At 71.7% G+C, this 19,734-nt stretch carries 17 protein-coding genes and 1 riboswitch; of the genes, 8 read left to right on the forward strand and 9 right to left on the reverse strand.

Annotation, left to right across the window (positions count from 1 at the left end; all coding sequences use genetic code 11):
* Positions 1-296 precede the first annotated feature (296 nt).
* Positions 297-893 carry a TetR/AcrR family transcriptional regulator gene (locus ACF1ED_RS05195; RefSeq protein WP_391757028.1) on the reverse strand — a complete coding sequence of 199 codons (597 nt, stop codon included), beginning with the start codon at positions 891-893 and terminating at the stop codon, positions 297-299.
* An 83-nt stretch (positions 894-976) separates the two neighbouring features.
* Here ACF1ED_RS05195 and ACF1ED_RS05200 point away from each other — a divergent pair, with 83 nt between their 5' ends.
* Both ACF1ED_RS05200 and nagB read left to right on the forward strand, forming a co-directional pair.
* Complete coding sequence (locus tag ACF1ED_RS05200; protein WP_391757029.1) at positions 977-1,726, forward strand: SDR family oxidoreductase; 750 nt, start codon at positions 977-979, stop codon at positions 1,724-1,726.
* Between the two features lie 359 nt (positions 1,727-2,085).
* Positions 2,086-2,871, forward strand: coding sequence for a glucosamine-6-phosphate deaminase (gene nagB, locus ACF1ED_RS05205; RefSeq protein WP_391757030.1), 786 nt, complete (start codon positions 2,086-2,088; stop codon positions 2,869-2,871).
* 76 nt (positions 2,872-2,947) lie between these two features.
* Here the strand turns inward: nagB and ACF1ED_RS05210 are convergent, their stop codons facing one another.
* From ACF1ED_RS05210 to ACF1ED_RS05225, 4 genes are all read right to left on the reverse strand, one after another.
* The gene (locus ACF1ED_RS05210) at positions 2,948-4,474 is read right to left on the reverse strand and encodes a glycoside hydrolase family 3 protein (protein ID WP_391757031.1); all 1,527 of its coding nucleotides are present in this window, start codon (positions 4,472-4,474) and stop codon (positions 2,948-2,950) included.
* Positions 4,475-4,483: 9 nt separating this feature from the next.
* Positions 4,484-5,320: a carbohydrate ABC transporter permease gene (locus tag ACF1ED_RS05215; RefSeq protein WP_391757513.1), complete on the reverse strand. Its 837-nt coding sequence runs from the start codon at positions 5,318-5,320 to the stop codon at positions 4,484-4,486.
* Positions 5,321-5,373: 53 nt separating this feature from the next.
* Complete coding sequence (locus ACF1ED_RS05220) at positions 5,374-6,396, reverse strand: carbohydrate ABC transporter permease (protein ID WP_391757032.1); 1,023 nt, start codon at positions 6,394-6,396, stop codon at positions 5,374-5,376.
* A 126-nt stretch (positions 6,397-6,522) separates the two neighbouring features.
* Positions 6,523-7,812, reverse strand: a complete 1,290-nt coding sequence (locus ACF1ED_RS05225; protein ID WP_391757033.1) for an extracellular solute-binding protein — start codon at positions 7,810-7,812, stop codon at positions 6,523-6,525.
* Between the two features lie 282 nt (positions 7,813-8,094).
* Between ACF1ED_RS05225 and ACF1ED_RS05230 the strand changes: the two genes are divergently transcribed.
* The 6 genes from ACF1ED_RS05230 to ACF1ED_RS05255 all read left to right on the forward strand — a co-directional run bounded on the left by ACF1ED_RS05230 (position 8,095) and on the right by ACF1ED_RS05255 (position 15,226).
* Positions 8,095-8,859, forward strand: coding sequence for a GntR family transcriptional regulator (locus ACF1ED_RS05230; protein WP_351106017.1), 765 nt, complete (start codon positions 8,095-8,097; stop codon positions 8,857-8,859).
* 190 nt (positions 8,860-9,049) lie between these two features.
* A complete protein-coding gene (locus ACF1ED_RS05235; protein WP_391757034.1) occupies positions 9,050-9,313 on the forward strand; it encodes a DUF3311 domain-containing protein in 264 nt (87 codons plus the stop codon).
* On the forward strand, positions 9,310-10,914 hold the full coding sequence (mctP, locus tag ACF1ED_RS05240) for a monocarboxylate uptake permease MctP (protein ID WP_391757035.1): 1,605 nt from the start codon (positions 9,310-9,312) through the stop codon (positions 10,912-10,914). The genes ACF1ED_RS05235 and mctP overlap by 4 nt, the downstream gene beginning before the upstream one ends.
* 83 nt (positions 10,915-10,997) lie before the next feature.
* The gene (locus ACF1ED_RS05245; protein WP_391757036.1) at positions 10,998-11,501 is read left to right on the forward strand and encodes a GNAT family N-acetyltransferase; all 504 of its coding nucleotides are present in this window, start codon (positions 10,998-11,000) and stop codon (positions 11,499-11,501) included.
* Between the two features lie 50 nt (positions 11,502-11,551).
* A riboswitch (cobalamin riboswitch) is annotated at positions 11,552-11,710 on the forward strand.
* A 130-nt stretch (positions 11,711-11,840) separates the two neighbouring features.
* A complete protein-coding gene (locus ACF1ED_RS05250; RefSeq protein ID WP_391757037.1) occupies positions 11,841-14,210 on the forward strand; it encodes a ribonucleoside-diphosphate reductase subunit alpha in 2,370 nt (789 codons plus the stop codon).
* Positions 14,210-15,226: a ribonucleotide-diphosphate reductase subunit beta gene (locus ACF1ED_RS05255; protein ID WP_391757038.1), complete on the forward strand. Its 1,017-nt coding sequence runs from the start codon at positions 14,210-14,212 to the stop codon at positions 15,224-15,226. Before ACF1ED_RS05250 ends, ACF1ED_RS05255 begins: the two co-directional genes overlap by 1 nt.
* Positions 15,227-15,297: 71 nt before the next feature.
* Here ACF1ED_RS05255 and def read toward each other — a convergent pair whose 3' ends face one another.
* The 4 genes from def to ACF1ED_RS05275 all read right to left on the reverse strand — a co-directional run bounded on the left by def (position 15,298) and on the right by ACF1ED_RS05275 (position 19,686).
* On the reverse strand, positions 15,298-15,948 hold the full coding sequence (gene def / locus ACF1ED_RS05260; protein WP_391757039.1) for a peptide deformylase: 651 nt from the start codon (positions 15,946-15,948) through the stop codon (positions 15,298-15,300).
* 66 nt (positions 15,949-16,014) lie between these two features.
* Positions 16,015-16,995: a tetratricopeptide repeat protein gene (locus ACF1ED_RS05265; RefSeq protein ID WP_391757040.1), complete on the reverse strand. Its 981-nt coding sequence runs from the start codon at positions 16,993-16,995 to the stop codon at positions 16,015-16,017.
* A 79-nt stretch (positions 16,996-17,074) separates the two neighbouring features.
* Positions 17,075-18,331 carry an HD-GYP domain-containing protein gene (locus ACF1ED_RS05270; RefSeq protein WP_391757041.1) on the reverse strand — a complete coding sequence of 419 codons (1,257 nt, stop codon included), beginning with the start codon at positions 18,329-18,331 and terminating at the stop codon, positions 17,075-17,077.
* The gene (locus ACF1ED_RS05275; protein ID WP_391757515.1) at positions 18,328-19,686 is read right to left on the reverse strand and encodes an HD-GYP domain-containing protein; all 1,359 of its coding nucleotides are present in this window, start codon (positions 19,684-19,686) and stop codon (positions 18,328-18,330) included. The genes ACF1ED_RS05270 and ACF1ED_RS05275 overlap by 4 nt, the downstream gene beginning before the upstream one ends.
* Positions 19,687-19,734 lie beyond the last annotated feature (48 nt).

A 19,734-nucleotide genomic window follows, 5' to 3' on the forward strand; every position in this document is an offset into this window, starting at 1 on the left:
CGCGTTCAGGTGGATGGACAGACAAGAATGGTCTAGTCCACAATGAGCGCATCGAACTCCACACAGCCTCCATCCTCCCCGCACAGGAGGATGGACGAGGTACCCGGCGCTCTCTGCCCTGACTGCGCCGAGACCTCCCTACACGGCCGAGGGTCCGCACACCCCCGGCCGGGCACACCCGGGCTGCGGTGCCGGGCGGGTTGAGGGTCCCGCCAGGCGCCGCGGCCCGCGGTCTTTTCCGGCGCCGGGAAGGTGCGGGCCGGCCCGTGGCCCGGCCCCGGGGCCGGGCCTCCGGTTCAGGCCGTGGGCCAGAGCCGCATCGCCGCCTCGGCCACCGCCGCCAGCTCCTCCCCCGTCGCCCCGTCGCGGGCCTGCTGGGACATGCCCTGGAGCACGGCGCCGCTCAGACGCGCGAGGGCACGGGGGTCGGTGGCGGCGGGCAGCGCGCCGGCCTCGACGTCCCGGCGGATCCGCTCCTCGATGGCGGTCAGATTCGCGTTGCGCCGGTCCCGCAGGGCGTCCTCCACCTCCGGGGTGGAGCAGTTGACGGCGGCGGAGATCACCAGGCAGCCCGGCGGGTGGCCCGCCTCCGTGTACGCGACGGCGGCCTCGCGGAGCATGCGCGCGACGGCCGCGCGGGCGGTCGGCTCCTCCTCGAAGGCGCGGGTGCCGAAGGCGCCGTGCGAGAGCGCGTACGCCGCCACGACCTCCTCGAAGAGCGTCCGCTTGTCGCCGAAGGCCGCGTAGAGGCTGGGGGCGCTGATGCCCATGGCCCGGGTGAGGTCGGAGACCGAGGTCGTCTCGTAGCCGTGCTCCCAGAAGGCCATCGTCGCCTGCTCCAGGGCCGTGGGCCGGTCGAAGGAGCGGGGGCGGCCGCGCTGTTTCGTCGCCATGGGGTGAATTCTATAGCGCGCGTTACGGATCGTGGGGTACGGTCTTTCTGTAACGACCACTAGGAAATGAGGGGGGCGTCGCCATGGGCGTGCTCACAGGGAAGACGGCACTGGTCACGGGCGCGAGCCGGGGCATCGGGCGGGGGATCGCCGAGCGGCTGGGCCGGGACGGGGCGCGGGTCGCGGTCCACTACGGGACGAACGAGGCGGCGGCGAAGGAGACGGTCGCCGCGATCGAGGCGGAGGGCGGCGAGGCCTTCGCGATCGGCCAGGAGCTGGGGGCGCCGGGGGACGCGGAGGGCCTGTGGGCGGCCTTCGACGCCCACGCGGACGGGCTGGACGTCCTGGTGAACAACGCGGGGATCGGAGCGTCGAGCCCCTTCGCCTCCATCGGGGAGGCGGAGTACGACCGGATCTTCGCGGTGAACACGAAGGCGCCGTTCTTCCTGGTGCGGTCGGGCGCGGAGCGGCTGCGGGACGGCGGCCGGGTCGTGAACGTGTCGACGGGCCTGAGCAGGACGGCACTGATGCCGGACCTGATCGCCTACTCGATGTCGAAGGCCGCGCTGGACGTCTTCACCCGCGACCTGTCGAAGCTGCTGGGCCCGCGCGGGATCACGGTCAACTCGGTGGCGCCGGGCGTGGTGGCCACGGACAACACGGCCTGGCTGGAGGGGGACGAGGAGGCCCGGGCGCGGGTGGCGGCGTACTCGGCGCTGGGCCGGATCGGGAGCACGGGCGACATAGCCGACGTGGTGGCCTTCCTCGCCTCGGACGACGCGCGCTGGGTGACGGGGTCCTGGATCGACGCGACGGGCGGTTCGCTGACCTGAGGCGGCGGGACCCGGACGGCCCGCGCGGGGGTGGGGCCGTCCGGGCCCCGGCGGCCGGCCCGCGCGCCGGCCGGGGCGGGGACCGGGACAGGGGCCGGAGGAGGGTCGGGGCGAGGGGCGGGGACGGCCGGGACGGGGGCCGGGGGACGGTCGGGGCGGGGCGGGCCGGGGGGAGGGAGGAGAGGGGTTCGAGTGGCTGGGAGGTGGCGTGCGGCCGACGATGGAGGGGCCGGGAGGCGCGGGCCGTCCGGGGTGCGGAACGGCATGAGGAGAGGGGGCTCATTCTGCTAGATTTGGACTTCGATTGGTCTATACCACACGGCCCCTCCCCAGCCCCTCACCAGATCGGCAGGCACAGCGTGGAAGTTGTCATCGTCAAGGACGCCAAGGCGGGCGGAGAGCTCATCGCGGACGGCATCGCCGACCTCCTGCGCCGCAAGCCCGACGCGCTGCTCGGCGTGGCCACGGGCTCGACCCCGATCCCGATCTACGACGCCCTGATCGCCCAGGTCCGGGCCGGTTCCGTGGACGCCTCCCGGGCCCGCATCGCCCAGCTGGACGAGTACGTCGGACTGCCGGCCGGGCACCCGGAGTCGTACCGCTCGACGGTGCTGCGCCAGGTCGTGGAGCCGCTCGGCCTGACCGAGGACCACTTCATGGGCCCCGACGGCTCCGCCGAGGACGTCCAGGCGGCCTGCGAGGCGTACGACAAGGCGCTCGTCGACGCCGGCGGCGTGGACCTCCAGATCCTCGGCATCGGCACCGACGGGCACATCGGCTTCAACGAGCCGTGCTCCTCGCTCGCCTCCCGCACCCGGATCAAGACGCTCACCGAGCAGACCCGGGTGGACAACGCCCGCTTCTTCGACGACGACATCGAGCAGGTCCCGCACCACGTCATCACCCAGGGCATCGGCACCATCCTGGAGGCCCGCCACCTGGTGCTGCTCGCCACCGGCGAGGGCAAGGCCGAGGCCGTCGCGCAGACCGTCGAGGGCCCCGTCGCGGCGCTCGTGCCGGCCTCCGCGCTCCAGCTCCACCCGCACGCCACCGTGGTCGTGGACGAGGCCGCCGCCTCCAAGCTGAAGCTCGCCGACTACTTCCGCCACACCTACGCGAGCAAGCCCTCCTGGCAGGGCATCTGATCACCGGACCGCCCACCGGCACGCGGAAGGGGCCCGGCACCTGGATCAGGTGCCGGGCCCCTTCGCGTGCCGGCCGTCAGGCGCCGGTGCCGACCACGGCCTCGGCCGCGGCGCGGCCGCAGACCCGGGCGGCGCCGTGGGTCGCGATGTGCAGGGCGCCCCGGGGCTCCGCCTCGTTGAGCCCCATCTCGACGACCACGGTGTCCGGGCGGACGGCCACCAGGCCGTCCAGGGCCGCGGTCATCCACGGGTGCCGGTGGAGGTCGCGGACGACCGCGACGATCCGCCGCTCCCCCGCCGCCGCGAGCACGGACTCGACCGTGGCCTCGGCGTCGAAGGAACCCGAACCGGTGCCCGGCAGCAGCCGGTCCAGCTCGGCGGCGACGCCCCACGGGGTCTCGTCGCCGACGGCGAAGTTGGCGACCGGGGTGAAGGACGCCACGAACGGAGCGCTCGACACCGGGGTGTGGAGCCCCGCCCCCCGGGTGATCCGCAGGGCCCTGCGGGCCGCCACGAGTCCGATGTCGGCGCCGGGCGCGGTCCCCTCCTGCACTGCCGCGCCCGGCACCGAACCAGCCCCCCTCGCCCGGTGCGCCTGGGTCCAGGCCGCCAGGGCGCGCACGCGCGCCGCGGCGTCGGCCAGCCGCTCCTCGGGCAGTTCACCGGTCCGTACCGCGCCGACGAGCGCGTCGCGCAGCCGCAGTACGGTGTCCTCGTCGCACAGCCCGCCGCCGACGCAGATGGCGTCGGCGCCCGCGGCGATGGCGAGGACGGATCCGCGCTCGATGCCGTACGTCGCCGCGACGGCCTGCATCTCCATGCCGTCCGTGACGATCAGCCCCTCGAAGCCCAGCTCCTGGCGGAGCAGACCGGTGAGGATCTGCGGGCTCAGGGTGGCCGGACGTTCGGTGTCGAGCGCGGAGAGCAGGATATGCGCGCTCATGACCGCTTTGGTACCCGCGGCGACGGCCGCGCGGAAAGGCACCAGCTCACGGGCGTGCAGTGTGGCGAGGTCCACATCGATCCGGGGCAGCGCGTCGTGTGAGTCGACGTTGGTGTCGCCGTGTCCGGGGAAGTGCTTGGTGCAGGCCGCGACCCCGACGGCCTGGAGGCCGTCGACGTACGCCACGGTGTGCCGGGCGACCAGGTCCGGGTCGGGTCCGAAGGAGCGGACCCCGATGACCGGGTTCTCGGCGTTGGAGTTCACGTCGGCCGAGGGGGCCCAGTTGAGGTCGATGCCGCAGGCGACGAGCCGGCGGCCGAGCTCGCGGGCGACGGCCCGGGTCAGCTCGACGTCGTCGACCCGGCCCAGGGCGTAGTTGCCCGGGAAGGACGAGCCCTCGTTGACCTCCAGGCGGGTGACGTCGCCGCCCTCCTCGTCGATGGCGACGAGGACGTCCTCCCGCTCGGCGCGGAGCTGGGCGGTGAGGCGGGCGAGCTGTTCGGGGCCCGCGACGTTGCGGCCGAAGAGGCCGACGGACGACAGGCCCTCGCCGATCCGGCGGAGCAGCCAGTCGGGGGCGGTGGTGCCGACGAAGCCGGGCTGGAGCACCGTGAGCGCGTCACGGGTCAGGGTGTCCGAGCCGCGTACGAGTGTGGTCATGGGGCGCCGTTATCCCTTCACCGCGCCGGCGGTCATGCCGCCGACGGCCTTGCGCTGGAGGAAGAGGAAGACGATGAGCACCGGAAGGGCGAAGAGCGTCGAGGCGGCCATGGTGGCGCCCCAGTCGTCGCCGAACGCGGTCTGGAACTGGGTGAGCCAGAGCGTCAGGGTCTGGTTCGTCTTGTCCTTGTTGAGCACGAGGACCATGGCGAACTCGTTCCAGGCCGTGATGAAGCCGAAGAGCGAGGTGGACATCAGGCCCGGCGCGAGCAGCGGGAAGATGACCTTGCGGAAGGCCTGGCCGCGGGTGCAGCCGTCGATCTGGGCGGCCTCCTCCAGCTCCACCGGGACGGCGGCGATGAAGCCGCGCAGGGTCCAGATGGTGAAGGGCAGGACCATCACGAAGTAGATCGCGGTGAGCAGCGGGATGCTGTTCAGCAGGTCGTTGTCGCGGGCGATCATGTACATCGCGATGACCATGACCTCCCAGGGGGCCATCTGGGCCATCATCACGACGAGGACGATGCCCTTGCGGCCCTTGAACTTCATGCGGGCGATCGCGAAGCTCGCGGCGAGGGCGACGAGCAGGGCCAGGAGGACGGCGCCGACCGTGACGATCAGGCTGTTGGTGACGTACGTCCAGAAGAGGTCGACACCGGTGGCCGTCGAGTAGTTCTCGAAGGTCGGCGTGAAGAAGAAGACCGGGTCCTTGGAGAGGATCTCGCTCTGCGGCTTCAGCGAGGACGAGAACATCCAGTAGACCGGGAAGACGAAGATCACGGCCAGGACGATCGCCGCGGCGTTCTTCGCGACGGCGCCGACGGTCAGCGGCTTGCGGGTGCGCAGCTTCTGCGGAGCCGGCGCCGGAGCCGTGGCCTTGGGGGTCTGTGCGGTGGTGCTCAACTCTCGTCCTCCTGCTTCAGGATCAGGCGGAAGTAGAAGGACATGGCCACGAGGAGCATCACGATGGTGAGGATCGAGATGGCCGCCGCGACGCCGTAGTGCTGCTGGCTCATGCCTTCGATGTACGCGAAGACGGGGAGGGTCTCGGTGGCGCGGTCGGGGCCGCCCTGGTTCATGGCGTAGACCTGGGTGAACGCCTTGAAGACCCAGATGATCTCCAGGAAGGTGGTGATCATGAAGAAGGGCTTGAGGTTGGGGAAGACCACCGACCAGAAGGTCCGCCAGCCGTTGGCGCCGTCCATGCGGGCCGCCTCGTACAGCTCGGTGCCCACGGTGGTGAGGCCGGCGTACATGTTGAGGGCGACGAAGGGGACGGAGCCCCAGATCACCAGGACGGTGATGATCACGAAGGTGGAGAAGCCGGTCTCGAACCAGTTGTGCTGCTCGTAGCCGGAGAAGCCGAGCGTGCGCATCAGCCAGTTGGCGACGCCGAACTGCTCGTCGAAGAGCCACTGGAAGACCGTGACGGAGGCGACGATCGGCATGGCCCAGGCGAAGGCGAGTGCCAGGGAGAGTACGAGCCGCATCTTCTTGCCGAGGCGGTTGAGGAGCAGGCCGATGCCGGTGCCGATCGCCATGATCAGCGCCACGTTGGCGGCGGTGAAGGCGACCGAGCGGAGGACGACGGTCCAGAACTCGGAGTTCCCGAGCAGCTCCGTGTAGTTGTCGAAGCCGACCCAGGGGGTCTCGCGGCGGATCAGTTCACGCCGGTTGACCGACTGGAAGGAGAGGATCAGGTTGCTGATCAGGGGGTAGAGCAGCAGCACCGCCATGGACAGCAGGGCGGGCGTGACGAGCAGGTACGGCAGTAGCCCACTGGGCAGCGAACGTCTGCCGCGCGAGGGCTGAAGGGCTTCCTTCGCGCCGGAAGGGGGTGGCGGAGTCTGCGACTTCCCTGCCGCCCTCCCGGGCGCGTCCTGGGAACCGGCGGTCGCCGTCCCCTGGGAGTCCACGGTCATGGTCTTCTTCCTCGCGGTTCTGGGGCTCCCGCGCCCACCGGGGCGCGGCCCGGGGGAGCGGGCCGCAATCACTGCAACGCCCAGGTGGCGCGGCCGGGGGGAACCGGCCGCGCCACCGGGGTGGGATTACTGCTGGTTGATGCGCTCGGCGATGACCTTGTCGGCCTCTTCGCCGGCCTTCTGCGGGTCCTCGCCCTTCAGGACCTTGGTCATGTAGCCCTTGATCGGGTTGGGCTCGGTCTCGACGTTGGCCCAGCCGCCGGTGATCGGGGTGATGCGACCGACCTCGGCGACCTTCACCATGGCCTCGGCGAAGGAGCCGGCCTCGGGGGTGACCTGCGCGGAGGTGTCGACGGGGATGATGCCGCCCTTGTTGGCGGTGCCGTACGACTGGAGCTGCTTCTTGTTGGTGACGAAGGCCAGCCACTCCTTCGCCAGCTCCTGGTTCTTGGAGCGCTCGGCGACGGCGAGGTTGGAGCCGCCGAAGAAGACGGAGCCCGGCTTGTCGGCGGTCTTGCCCGGGATCGGGAAGTAGCCGAAGTCGGACTTGCCGCCGGCCTTCTCGATGGCCGCGATCGCGCCGCCGGCCTCCCAGCCGAGACCGATCCAGGACGCGACGCCGCCCTTGGGCACGACGTCGACGGACTGCTGCGGGGTGGCCTCGTCCTTGTCCTTCGGAGCGGTCGAGTACGACTGCAGCTCCTTGTAGAAGTTCATGGCGGCGGCGGCCTGCGGGGTGGCCAGGCCGCCCTTCCACTTGTCGCCGTCCTTGACCGCGAGCTCGCCGCCCTCGTCCCACAGGAAGCCGGCGAGGACGTACCAGCTCTGGCCCGGGAGGTAGATGGGCTGCGACTTGGCGTCGGCGGCCTTGAGCTTCTTCAGGCCGTCGATCCACTCGGTGCGGGTCTTCGGCGGGGTGACGCCGGCCTTCTTGTACGCGGCCTTGTCGTAGATCACGACGCGGCTGGCGGCCCACCACGGAGCGGCGTAGAGCTTGCCGTCCAGCTCGGCCGAGGGCAGCATGCCCTTGCTCCAGTTGTTGTAACCGAGCTTGTCCTTGTCGCCCGAGAGGTCGGCGAGGCCGCCGGTGACGGCGTAACCGGTGGTCTGGGTGTTGCCGAGCTCCAGGACGTCCGGCGGGGTGTCCTCGGAGAGCGCCGTGGTGACCTTGGTCTGGATGTCGGTCCACTGCTGGACCTCGACCTTGACCTTGGTGCCGGGGTGGGCGGCCTCGAACTCCTTGTTGACGCCGTCGATCCACTCCTTGGGAGCGGAACCGTCCATGACCCAGACGGTGAGCGACTTGTCGCCGCCCTCGGCCTTGTCCTTCTTGTCACCGCTGTCGGAACCGCCACACGCAGCGATAGAGACCATCATGCCCGCGACGCCGATCGCCGCGATGAGCTTGCGCTTCACGCCACCCTCCTCAGGGATGCCTGCAACCCCTGCCCACCGCGCGAAGACATACGTCAGGTAGTGCTCGTGGGGCTGGGACCTGGTCTTTAATGGTTTAGACCAGTACCCGGAGCTTGGCCTAGACCTTTAGGGGTGTCAAGGGTGTATAAGAAGGGCAGTCGCGTCCGTTATCGGACCGACACCTGAGGGAGGCCGACGACCCGTGACCGGTCCGTGCCACCATGTGAGCCGCGACAGACGGAGGAGCCGGTGACGGCAGCAGCACAGTCGGGAAGGCAGGCCATGGCGACGGAGGCGGGCAGCACGGAGACAGAGGGCGGGCCGGCGACCCGCACCGCGCGCGTGCCCAAGTACTACCGGCTGAAAAGGCACCTCCTCGACATGACGGAGACCCTTCCGCCCGGTACCCCGGTACCGCCCGAGCGGACGCTCGCGGCCGAGTTCGACACCTCGCGCACCACCGTGCGCCAGGCCCTCCAGGAACTGGTCGTCGAGGGCCGGCTGGAGCGCATCCAGGGCAAGGGCACCTTCGTGGCGAAGCCGAAGGTCTCCCAGTCCCTGCAACTCACCTCGTACACCGAGGACATGCGCGCCCAGGGCCTCGAACCCACCTCGCAGCTCCTCGACATCGGCTACGTGACGGCCGACGACACCCTCGCCGGACTGCTCGACATCTCCGCGGGCGGCCGGGTGCTGCGCATCGAGCGCCTCCGCCTGGCGAACGGCGAGCCGATGGCGATCGAGACCACCCACCTCTCGGCCAAGCGCTTCCCGGCGCTGCGCCGTTCGCTGGTCAAGTACACCTCGCTGTACACCGCGCTGGCCGAGGTCTACGACGTGCACCTCGCCGAGGCCGAGGAGACCATCGAGACCTCGCTCGCGACCCCGCGCGAGGCCGGTCTGCTCGGCACCGACGTCGGCCTGCCGATGCTGATGCTCTCCCGGCACTCCCTGGACGCCCAGGGCGAGCCCGTGGAGTGGGTGCGCTCGGTCTACCGCGGCGACCGCTACAAGTTCGTCGCGAGGCTCCAGCGGCCCAACGGCTGAAAATCGATCTGAACCGGTACCCCGGCGCATCCGTGTGATGTGTCGGGGTACGTCTTTTCTCCGGGGTGACGGCAGGCATCGAGACCCGCCCGATACAAGTCCGTTATTCGGACAAGGCTTCCCAGAGACTGGACGGTCCCCTAAATTTCGTCGGCACCAGCCGGTGATCAGTGAGGGGACTTCTTTCGCCATGTCAGAAACCACAACCGGGAAACCACCGGTCGTCACACCGCTCAGGGCCGTCATCGCGCTCTGTCTGATCGCGCCGTTCGTGGCGATGCTCTGGGTGGGTTCCTACGCGAAGGTCGACCCGCTGCTCGCCGGCATCCCGTTCTTCTACTGGTACCAGATGCTGTGGGTGCTGGTCTCGACCCTGCTCACCGTCGTCGCGTACAAGCTCTGGCAGCGCGACCAGCGCGCCCGCCGCGTCCGTGAGGGTGGTGAGGAGCGATGAAGGACGTCAACGTCGTCGCGCTCTGCGTGTTCGTGTTCTTCTTCCTGGCCGTCACGGTCATGGGCTTCCTCGCCGCGAAGTGGCGCAGGGCGGAGAACGAGAACAGCCTCGACGAATGGGGCCTGGGCGGCCGCTCGTTCGGCACCTGGGTCACCTGGTTCCTGCTCGGCGGCGACCTCTACACCGCGTACACCTTCGTCGCCGTCCCGGCGGCGATCTACGCGGCGGGCGCGGCCGGCTTCTTCGCCGTCCCGTACACCATCCTGGTCTACCCGCTCGTCTTCACCTTCCTGCCGCGCCTGTGGTCGGTCTCGCACAAGCACGGCTACGTCACCACCTCCGACTTCGTCCGCGGCCGCTTCGGCTCCAAGGGCCTGTCGCTCGCGGTGGCGGTCACCGGCATCCTCGCCACGATGCCGTACATCGCGCTCCAGCTCGTCGGCATCCAGGCCGTCCTGGACGTGATGGGCGTCGGCGGCGGCGAGAACACCCACTGGTTCGTCAAGGACCTGCCGCTGCTCATCGCCTTCGGCGTGCTGGCCGCGTACACCTACTCCTCGGGCCTGCGCGCCCCCGCGCTCATCGCCTTCGTCAAGGACACCCTGATCTACATCGTCATCGCGGTGGCGATCATCTACATCCCGATCAAGCTGGGCGGCTTCGACGCCATCTTCGACGCGGCGAACGAGAAGTTCACCACCAACAAGGTGGGCGGGCTCGTGCCGGCCGAGGCCGGACAGTGGACGTACGCGACGCTGGCGCTCGGCTCGGCGCTCGCGCTCTTCATGTACCCGCACTCCATCACGGCGACCCTGTCGTCGAAGAGCCGCGAGGTCATCCGCCGCAACACCACGATCCTGCCGCTCTACTCGCTGATGCTGGGCCTGCTCGCGCTGCTCGGCTTCATGGCGATCGCCGCCGGGATCAAGGTCCAGAACGGCCAGCTCGCCATCCCGCAGCTCTTCGAGGACATGTTCCCCGCCTGGTTCGCGGGCGTGGCCTTCGCCGCCATCGGCATCGGCGCGCTGGTGCCGGCCGCGATCATGTCGATCGCCGCCGCCAACCTCTTCACCCGGAACATCTACAAGGACTTCATCAAGCCCGAGGCCACCCCCGAGCAGGAGACCAAGGTCTCCAAGCTGGTCTCCCTCCTGGTGAAGGTCGGCGCCCTCGTCTTCGTCCTCACCATGGACAAGACGGTCGCCATCAACTTCCAGCTCCTCGGCGGCATCTGGATCCTCCAGACCTTCCCGGCCCTGGTCGGCGGCCTCTTCACCCGCTGGTTCCACCGCTGGGCGCTGCTCGCCGGCTGGGCGGTCGGCATGGCGTACGGCACCATCGCCGCGTACAACGTGTCGACGCCGAAGCAGGCGCACTTCGCCGGTTCCTCCGCCGAGATCCCGGGCATCGGGGAGATCGGCTACATCGGCCTCACCGCCTTCCTGCTCAACCTCGCGGTGACGGTGGTCCTCACCTTCGTCCTCAAGGCCGTCAAGGCCCCCGAGGGCGTCGACGAGACCTCTCCGTCGGACTACACGGCCGACGCCGGCGACGCCGGCGTCCGCACCGAGCTGCCGAAGGTCGGCGCCGGCTCCCACTGAGCCGCCGGCAGGCACGCGGTACGAGGGCCCGGGGCGGCGAAAACCCCGGGCCCTCGCCGTGCCCGCCGGGCAGACTGCCGGGCATGGACTTCACGATCAGGGCCGTACGGCCGGACGAGTACGAGGAGGTGGGCGAGCTCACCGCCCGCGCCTACCTCGACGACGGGCACCTCACCTTCGGCGAGGACGACGACTACCTGCCGGTGATGAAGGACGTCGCCCGGCGGGCCGCCGAGGCGGAGGTGCTCGTCGCCGTGGACCCCGGCGGGACCCTGCTCGGCGCGGTCACCTTCACGCCCGGCGGCCGGGAGTGGGCGGACATCGCCCGCCCCGGCGAGGCGGAGTTCCGGCTCCTCGCCGTGGCCCGCGCGGCGCGCGGCCGGGGCGTCGGCGAGGCGCTGGTACGTGCCTGCGTCGACCGGGCCCGGGCCCTCGACGGGTGCGAGCGGCTGGTGCTGTCCACCCAGGACCGGATGACGACCGCCCACCGGATCTACGAGCGGGTGGGCTTCGCCCGGCTGCCCGAGCGGGACTGGAGCCCGGTGCCCGACCTGTCCCCGCTGCTCGCCCTCAGCCTGGAACTCTGACGCCCCGGACCCGTCTTCCGGCCGTCTCACACCCACGAGGGACACAACATGTGGGGGGTGCCGTGATCGGCGCCCCCCACATGTATGCTCGTCCTCGCTGTCGCCGCAGGGGAATCCGGTGCGAATCCGGAACTGTCCCGCAACGGTGTACTTCGTGCGCTTTCGCCACGAAGGGAGTCCGAAGACCTGCCGACGGTGCGCCCGGTCCGTCCGTTCCGGGTGCCGAAGACGTCCGGGCCTCGCGGAATGGGCCGGTGGACGCGGACGGGGCCGCGCGTGCGGCTGCCCGCCCGCCCCTCCCCCGCCGTGGCCCCGGGCCGAGCGAGGGAGAGCCCCCACGTGACCATCGCGCCTGCGGGTCCGTCAGCCGCCGAGGCCGCCGCGATCGAGAGCGACGGCCCCGGGACCGTACTGCTGCGGACCCTGACCGACCTCACCGCCGACCTCGCCGACACCGACCCCGGACGGGTCGCCGCCGCCGCGCTGCGCGGCCGGCACGCCGGTTCGGACGAGGCGGAGCTGCGCGAACTGGCCACCGAGGCCGCGGCCGGGCTCATCTCCGAGGACCCCGCCTACTCCCGCCTCGCCGCCCGTCTCCTGACCCTCACCATCGCCGACGAGGCGGTCTCGCAGGGCGCGGTCTCCTTCTCCGCCTCGGTCGCCACCGGCCACCGCGAGGGCCTGATCGCCGACCGCACCGCGGCCTTCACGGCCCTGCACGCGGACCGGCTCGACGCGCTGGTCGACCCGGCCGCCGACGACCGCTTCGGCTACTTCGGCCTGCGGACGCTCTACTCGCGCTACCTGCTGCGCCACCCGATCACCCGCAAGGTCATCGAGACCCCTCAGCACTTCATGCTCCGCGTCGCCGCCGGCCTCGCCGAGGACGACAGCGTCCGCGCCCTGGACGAGGTCGCGGCGCTGTACGGGCTGATGAGCCGCCTGGACTACCTGCCGTCCTCCCCCACGCTCTTCAACTCCGGCACCCGCCACCCGCAGATGTCCTCCTGCTACCTGCTGGACTCCCCGCAGGACGAGCTGGACTCGATCTACGACCGCTACCACCAGGTCGCGCGGCTGTCGAAGCACGCGGGCGGCATCGGGCTCTCGTACTCCCGCATCCGCTCGCGCGGTTCGCTGATCCGCGGCACCAACGGGCACTCCAACGGCATCGTGCCGTTCCTCAAGACGCTGGACGCCTCCGTCGCCGCCGTGAACCAGGGCGGCCGGCGCAAGGGCGCCGCCGCCGTCTACCTGGAGACCTGGCACGCGGACATCGAGGAGTTCCTGGAGCTCCGCGACAACACCGGCGAGGATGCCCGCCGCACCCACAACCTGAACCTCGCCCACTGGATCCCGGACGAGTTCATGCGCCGGGTGAACGCCGACGCCGAGTGGTCGCTCTTCTCCCCCGCCGACGTCCCCGAGCTGGTCGACCTGTGGGGCGAGGAGTTCGACGCGGCCTACCGCGCGGCCGAGGCGAAGGGGCTGGCCCGCCGGACCATGCCGGCCCGCGACCTGTACGGCCGGATGATGCGGACGCTGGCGCAGACCGGCAACGGCTGGATGACCTTCAAGGACGCCTCCAACCGCACGGCCAACCAGACCGCCGAGCCCGGCACGGTCGTCCACTCCTCCAACCTGTGCACCGAGATCATCGAGGTCACGAACGACGGCGAGACGGCCGTCTGCAACCTCGGCTCGGTCAACCTCGGCGCCTTCGTGGCCGACGGGGACATCGACTGGGACCGGCTCGACGCGACCGTCCGCACGGCCGTCACCTTCCTCGACCGGGTCGTCGACATCAACTTCTACCCGACCGAGCAGGCCGGCCGCTCCAACGCGAAGTGGCGCCCGGTGGGCCTGGGCGCGATGGGCCTCCAGGACGTCTTCTTCAAGCTGCGGCTGCCCTTCGACTCGGCGGAGGCGCGCGCCCTGTCGACGAGGATCGCCGAGCGGATCATGCTCGCCGCGTACGAGGCCTCCGCCGACCTCGCCGAGCGCAACGGCCCGCTGCCGGCCTGGGAGCAGACCCGTACCGCCCGGGGCGTGCTCCACCCCGACCACTACGGCGTCGAGCTGAACTGGCCCGAGCGCTGGGCGGCCCTGCGCTCCCGCGTCGCGTCGACCGGCATGCGCAACAGCCTCCTCCTCGCCATCGCGCCGACCGCGACGATCGCCTCGATCGCCGGCGTGTACGAGTGCATCGAGCCGCAGGTCTCCAACCTCTTCAAGCGCGAGACGCTCTCCGGCGAGTTCCTCCAGGTCAACTCGTACCTGGTCGCCGAGCTGAAGGAGCTCGGCGTGTGGGACGCGCAGACCCGCGAGGCGCTGCGCGAGTCCAACGGCTCGGTGCAGGGCTTCACCTGGGTGCCGGCCGAGGTCCGCGACCTGTACCGCACCGCGTGGGAGATCCCGCAGCGCGGCCTGATCGACATGGCGGCGGACCGCACGCCGTTCCTCGACCAGTCGCAGTCGCTGAACCTCTTCATGGAGACGCCGACCATCGGCAAGCTGTCGTCGATGTACGCGTACGCCTGGAAGCGCGGCCTGAAGACGACGTACTACCTGCGCTCCCGCCCGGCGACGAGGATCGCCCGCGCCGCGTCCGCGTCCGCCGCCGCCCCGATCCCCGTCCAGCAGGTCGCCGACCCCGACGCGGTCGCCTGCTCCCTGGAAAACCCCGAGTCCTGCGAGGCCTGCCAGTGATGAGCACCAACGAGAACAAGAACCTCCTGGACCCGGGCTTCGAGCTCACCCTCCGCCCGATGCGCTACCCGGACTTCTACGAGCGCTACCGGGACGCCATCAAGAACACCTGGACCGTGGAGGAGGTCGACCTCCACTCGGACGTCGCCGACCTCGCCAAGCTCACCCCCGGCGAGCAGCACATGATCGGCCGGCTGGTCGCGTTCTTCGCGACGGGCGACTCGATCGTCGCGAACAACCTGGTGCTGACGCTCTACAAGCACATCAACTCCCCGGAGGCGCGGCTGTACCTGAGCCGTCAGCTCTTCGAGGAGGCGGTGCACGTCCAGTTCTACCTGACCCTCCTGGACACCTACCTGCCCGACCCGGACGACCGCGCGGCGGCCTTCGCGGCGGTCGAGAACATCCCGTCCATCCGCGAGAAGGCGCAGTTCTGCTTCCGCTGGATGGACTCGGTCGAGAAGATCGAGCGGCTGGAGACGGCGTCCGACCGCCGCCGCTTCCTGCTCAACCTGATCTGCTTCGCCGCCTGCATCGAGGGCCTGTTCTTCTACGGCGCCTTCGCCTACGTGTACTGGTTCCGCTCCCGCGGCCTGCTGCACGGCCTGGCGACCGGCACCAACTGGGTCTTCCGCGACGAGACCATGCACATGAACTTCGCCTTCGAGGTCGTGGACACGGTCCGCAAGGAGGAGCCTGAGCTCTTCGACGACGAGCTGCGCGTGCAGGTCACGGACATGCTGAAGGAGGCCGTCGAGGCGGAGCTCCAGTTCGGCCGCGACCTGTGCGGCGAGGGCCTGCCCGGCATGAACACCGAGTCGATGCGCGAGTACCTCCAGTGCGTGGCCGACCAGCGCCTCGTCCGCCTCGGCTTCGCCCCGGTCTTCGGCTCCGAGAACCCCTTCGCCTTCATGGAGCTCCAGGGCGTCCAGGAGCTGACGAACTTCTTCGAGCGCCGCCCGTCCGCCTACCAGGTGGCGGTCGAGGGCTCGGTGGACCTGGACGAGGACTTCTAGCCCGTACGGACACGCGGAAGGGCCCCGCACCGGCGACGGTGCGGGGCCCTTCGGCGTGTGCGCGGGGCGCGTCAGCCGTTGGCGACGACCGGGTAGCGCGGGGTGCCCTCTTCCATCTGGCGCAGGGCGTCCTTGCGGTCGCGCTTGGAGAGCTTGTCGATGTAGAGGAAGCCGTAGAGGTGGTCCGTCTCGTGCTGGAGGCAGCGGGCGAAGTAGCCGGTGCCGCGGACCTTGATGGGGTTGCCGAGGAGGTCCTGGCCGTGGACCTCGGCGAAGTCCGGGCGGGCCAGCTCCGCGTAGGCGGTGGGGACCGAGAGGCAGCCCTCGTTGGAGTCGTCGAGGTGGCGGCGGTCGGCCGGCAGCTCCTGGAGCACCGGGTTGACCACGTGGCCGGTGTGGCGGACGCCCTCGTCGTCGGGGCAGTCGTAGACGAAGACCTTGAGGCCGACGCCGATCTGGTTGGCGGCGAGGCCGACGCCCTCGGCCGTCTTCTGGCTGGCGAACATGTCGTCGACCAGGGCGGCCAGTTCGGGGCCGAACTCGGTGACGTCCTCGCACTCGTGGTGCAGCACCGGGTTGCCGACGACCGTGATGGGCCGGGAGGTGCCCCGCTCGCGGTGCGCGAGCTCACGCGCCTCGCACTCCTCCGTGTCCACGATGTAGCCGTCGTCGTCCAGGGCGTAGCCCGTGAAGATCTGCTCGCCCGACTCCTGCTGCGCCATGTGCCGCCGCGCCTTCCTGAAAACCCGATTCCGTCGGGGACAGCCTACGGGGCCGGGACGGAAGGCTCAGCAGACCTCTTCGAGATCACGCCATTCGCGGCTGTCCGGGCTGTCCGCGACCCAGCCGTCGAGGAGCCCGCGCACCAGGTCGGCCGGGGCGGCGATCCCGCACTCGCGCTCGGGCACCCACAGCTCGCCGGGCGAGCGGTGGCCGAGCGGGCCGGGGTGGCCGGGCTCGCTGTGGTCGTGCGGGTCGACGTGGTCGCCCTCGCCCTCGGCGCTGGGCATGGTCGACTCCGAGCAGGCCCGGCAGAGGAGCCGTACCGACGAGGACCAGTCCTCGGCGGCGAAGCCCGCCTCGGCGGCCAGCTGCTCCAGGGCGTCCCGGTCGGCCTCGGTGGCGGCCTCCAGGAGGACCACCCAGGTGGGGACGGGCGAGGGGGCCCACAGCTCGATCTCGTCGAAGACCGGGTAGGAGGGGCCGGCGGTGGTGGTGCGCTCGCCGTTCGGCACGCCGTCGTGGAGGACGACCTCGCCCCAGCGGCGCCCGGAGGACGGCAGCGGGATGGAGAGGACCTCGATGCGGGCCGGGTCGAGCCTGCGGCCCCACACCACCTCGGCCTCGCCCTCCGGCGAGAGCCGCACGGCGGCGCTGCCCAGCTCCATGCCGACCGGCTCGCCGGTGGCGGAGGAGGCCCCGGGGACCTTCAGGCCGTAGGCCTGCCAGGCGCGGCGGGCCAGCGGCCAGTCCTGGAGCGCGGTGGCGGCGATGCCGACGTTCCACCAGTCGGGGGCGCCGGTCTCCTTGTCGAGGAGGGCCACGGCGCGCAGTCCGGCGGCGCGGGCCTGTTCCCAGTCGTGCCGGAACTTGTGCAGCAGCGCCAGGTTGAACCAGGACTCGGAGAGCCAGGGCTCCAGATCGGCCGCCCGGGTGAGCAGCGCTCCCGCGTCCTCGTACCGTCCGTCGCCGATCAGCGTGAACGCGCGGTCGGTGGCCTGCCGCCACGAGGCGGAGGGCCGATGCCGTACCTTCCCGAAGATCCTCACGATTCCCGCCTGCCGGTCGCTTCACCCTCTTGTTCGCATCCAACCATGCCCGGTCGGACGCGCGCTCATTACCCATGGGTTACCCCGTGGGGACCGAGGTCACCCCCGGAGCCGTGCCGCGGGCCAGGACCCTGGCCAGGCAGGCGACGACCTCGGGGTGGTAGTCGCGGGCGGTGCCGAGCCGGAGCGTCTCCAGGGCCTCCAGGGCGGCGCCCGCGCCCTCTCCGGCGAGGTCGTCGTAGGCGTTCACGGCGCGGACGATCCGGGCCGCCGTGGGCTGCTCGCGGTACGGGTCGGCCTGCCGCTCGACGACGTGGGCGACGGCCGCGGGGACGCCGGTCATCCGGACCACCTCGCCGCCGAGGAGGGCGATCCGGCGCTGGTCCTCGGCGGGCAGCAGCGCGGTGGCGCCGCCGGCGACGGGGTCGACGAGGGAGAGCTGTCCGATGTCGTGCATGAGCGCCGCGTATTCCAGGACGGTCAGCTCGGTGCCGCCGAGGCCCAGCTCGCGGCCGACGGCGGTGGAGAGGGCGGCGACCCGGCGGGCGTGGCCGGGCGGGGTGCAGCCGGCGATCTCGGTCGCCCGGGCGAGGGAGGCGATGGTCTGCCGGTTGACGGTGCGGACGGCCGCGTACCGCCGGTACGACACCTGGGTGAGCAGCAGCGGCACGGCGAGGACGGGCAGCGCCCAGAGCCCGGCGGTGGCGACGCCGAGGGCCATGACGACGCCGGTGGCGCAGACGGCGGAGCCGATGCCGAGGAGGGCGCGAAGTTCGTCGCGGAGGAGGGGGCCGTACGGGTACGCGGTGCGGGCGCGGAGCAGCAGGGCGGCGAGGACGGCGTCGCAGAGGCCGGTGAGGCCGAGGACGAGCAGCAGGAAGAGGGCGTAGGGGGCGCCGGTGCCGAGGTGGCCGGTGACGGCTCCGGCGTTGTAGAGCGGCTGGAAGCAGAGGGCGGCGAAGCCGACGGTGAGGACCCGGCGGGCGAGGTGGTCGGGGTCGGGGCCCCGGCCGCGGGCCATGTGGGGGACGATCCCGGCGAGCCCGCCGGCGCAGACGACGGCGACGATCTGGAGGACGCCGTGGGTGGTGGCGGTTCCGGCGTCGTGGCCGAGCAGGGCGTAGGCGAGGGCTCCGGCGGCGGCGAGCGGGGCGGGTTCCCGCTCGCCGGGCTGGGCGCCCCGGCGGGCCAGTTCGCCGAGCGCGATGAGGGTGCCGAAGGCGAGGGCGTTGCCGGGTTCGGCGAGGCCGTGCCAGAGGGTGGCGGCGAGGCCGGCCGCGCCGAGGAGGAGGGCGGCGGCGCGGACGGCGCCGATGGTGACCGCGCCCGGTCTCATGCGGGCTCCCCGGTCCTGGCGCCGAGCGGGCCGGGGGCGCGGGGCGCGGGGACCTGCGTACCGGGTTCGTCGGCGGTGACGGCGGTCTGCCAGCCGTGGCGGGCGAGGGCGCGGACGAGCGCGGCGACCATCCGGGGGTCGAACTGGCCGCCCGCGCACCGCTCCAGTTCGGCGAGGGCGGTGGAGACGGGCCGGGCGCGGCTGTAGGAGCGGGTGGAGGTCATGGCGTCGAAGGCGTCGGCGACGGCGACGACCCGGGCGCATTCGGGGATCTCCTCGCCGCGCAGCCCGTAGGGGTAGCCGCTGCCGTCGATGCGTTCGTGGTGGTGGAGGACGGCGTCGCGGGCCTCGCCGAGGAAGCCGATGCCGCGGATCATCTCGTGGCCGTACTCGGGGTGGAGTTCGATGATCCGGCGCTCCTCGGGGGTGAGCGGGCCGTCCTTGCGCAGGACGCGGGTGGGGACGCCGAGCTTGCCGACGTCGTGGAGGATGCCGGCGAAGCGGACGACGTCGAGCCGGTCGTCGGCCATGCCGAGCTCACGGGCGATCAGGACGGAGGCGTGGCCGACGCGTTCGCTGTGGCCGCGGGTGTAGCTGTCCTTGATGTCGACGGCCTGGACGAGGGCGCGGATGGTGGCCTGGTGGGCGGCGCGCTCGTGGTGGTACTGGGCGAAGACCCAGCAGGAGAGGTACATGGGCAGCAGGACGAGGAGGGCGGCGGCGGGGCCGTGGGCGCCGTGCCAGAGGACGCCCATCATGAGTCCGGCGAGGCCGTGGACGAGGTGGGGGGCGAGGGCGCGGCCGAGGAGTCCGCGCCAGGCGGCGCGGAGCGGGAGGCCGTCGGCGGTGGCGCGGACGCCGCCGTCGAGGGCGGTGAGGACCAGGCAGAAGACGAGGGCGGCGGCGAGGGCGGGCCGGAGCGCGCCGGGGAAGTCCGGGGCGGCGAGGGCGGCGCGGCCGTCGAGGGCGGCGGCGGTGTGGGCGGCGGCCCAGGTGGCGAGGGCGGGGGCGGCGGCGCGCCAGGTGCGGCGCCATCCGGCGGGGGGTTCCGCGACGCGGGCGAGGAGGCCGCCGGGGAGGGCGGTGAGGGCGGCGGCGGCCGGGGGCAGCAGCAGGGCGGCGGCGAGGAGGACCGGGTAGAAGGAGCCGGTGCCCATGGGGACGGAGCCGCCGAGGGCGCGGCCGAGGAGGCGGCAGCGTCCGGGCAGCTCGCAGAGCGCGTACAGGGCGGCGAGGAGCGCGGCCGTCGCCCAGGGGGTGGGCGACGGGGGGAGGAGCGCGGGCAGGGCGCACGCTCCGGCTCCGAGGGCGGCGCAGACGATGTACGCGCGGGCCGTTCGCGGGAGGGGCTTCACGACCGTCACGCGGTCACGCTAGCGAGGACGGCGGCCGCTCACGGCGGG

Source organism: Streptomyces sp. NPDC014656 (genome assembly GCF_043084305.1).
Classification (GTDB): Bacteria; Actinomycetota; Actinomycetes; order Streptomycetales; family Streptomycetaceae; genus Streptomyces.

Coding starts and splice junctions, on each gene's coding strand:
- ACF1ED_RS05195 (WP_391757028.1), bottom strand. CDS start 893: ATGGCGACGAAACAGCGCGGCCGCCCCCGCTCCTTCGACCGGCCCACG.
- ACF1ED_RS05200 (WP_391757029.1), top strand. CDS start 977: ATGGGCGTGCTCACAGGGAAGACGGCACTGGTCACGGGCGCGAGCCGG.
- ACF1ED_RS05210 (WP_391757031.1), bottom strand. CDS start 4,474: ATGACCACACTCGTACGCGGCTCGGACACCCTGACCCGTGACGCGCTC.
- ACF1ED_RS05220 (WP_391757032.1), bottom strand. CDS start 6,396: ATGACCGTGGACTCCCAGGGGACGGCGACCGCCGGTTCCCAGGACGCG.
- ACF1ED_RS05230 (WP_351106017.1), top strand. CDS start 8,095: ATGGCGACGGAGGCGGGCAGCACGGAGACAGAGGGCGGGCCGGCGACC.
- ACF1ED_RS05235 (WP_391757034.1), top strand. CDS start 9,050: ATGTCAGAAACCACAACCGGGAAACCACCGGTCGTCACACCGCTCAGG.
- mctP (WP_391757035.1), top strand. CDS start 9,310: ATGAAGGACGTCAACGTCGTCGCGCTCTGCGTGTTCGTGTTCTTCTTC.
- ACF1ED_RS05245 (WP_391757036.1), top strand. CDS start 10,998: ATGGACTTCACGATCAGGGCCGTACGGCCGGACGAGTACGAGGAGGTG.
- ACF1ED_RS05255 (WP_391757038.1), top strand. CDS start 14,210: ATGAGCACCAACGAGAACAAGAACCTCCTGGACCCGGGCTTCGAGCTC.
- def (WP_391757039.1), bottom strand. CDS start 15,948: ATGGCGCAGCAGGAGTCGGGCGAGCAGATCTTCACGGGCTACGCCCTG.
- ACF1ED_RS05270 (WP_391757041.1), bottom strand. CDS start 18,331: ATGAGACCGGGCGCGGTCACCATCGGCGCCGTCCGCGCCGCCGCCCTC.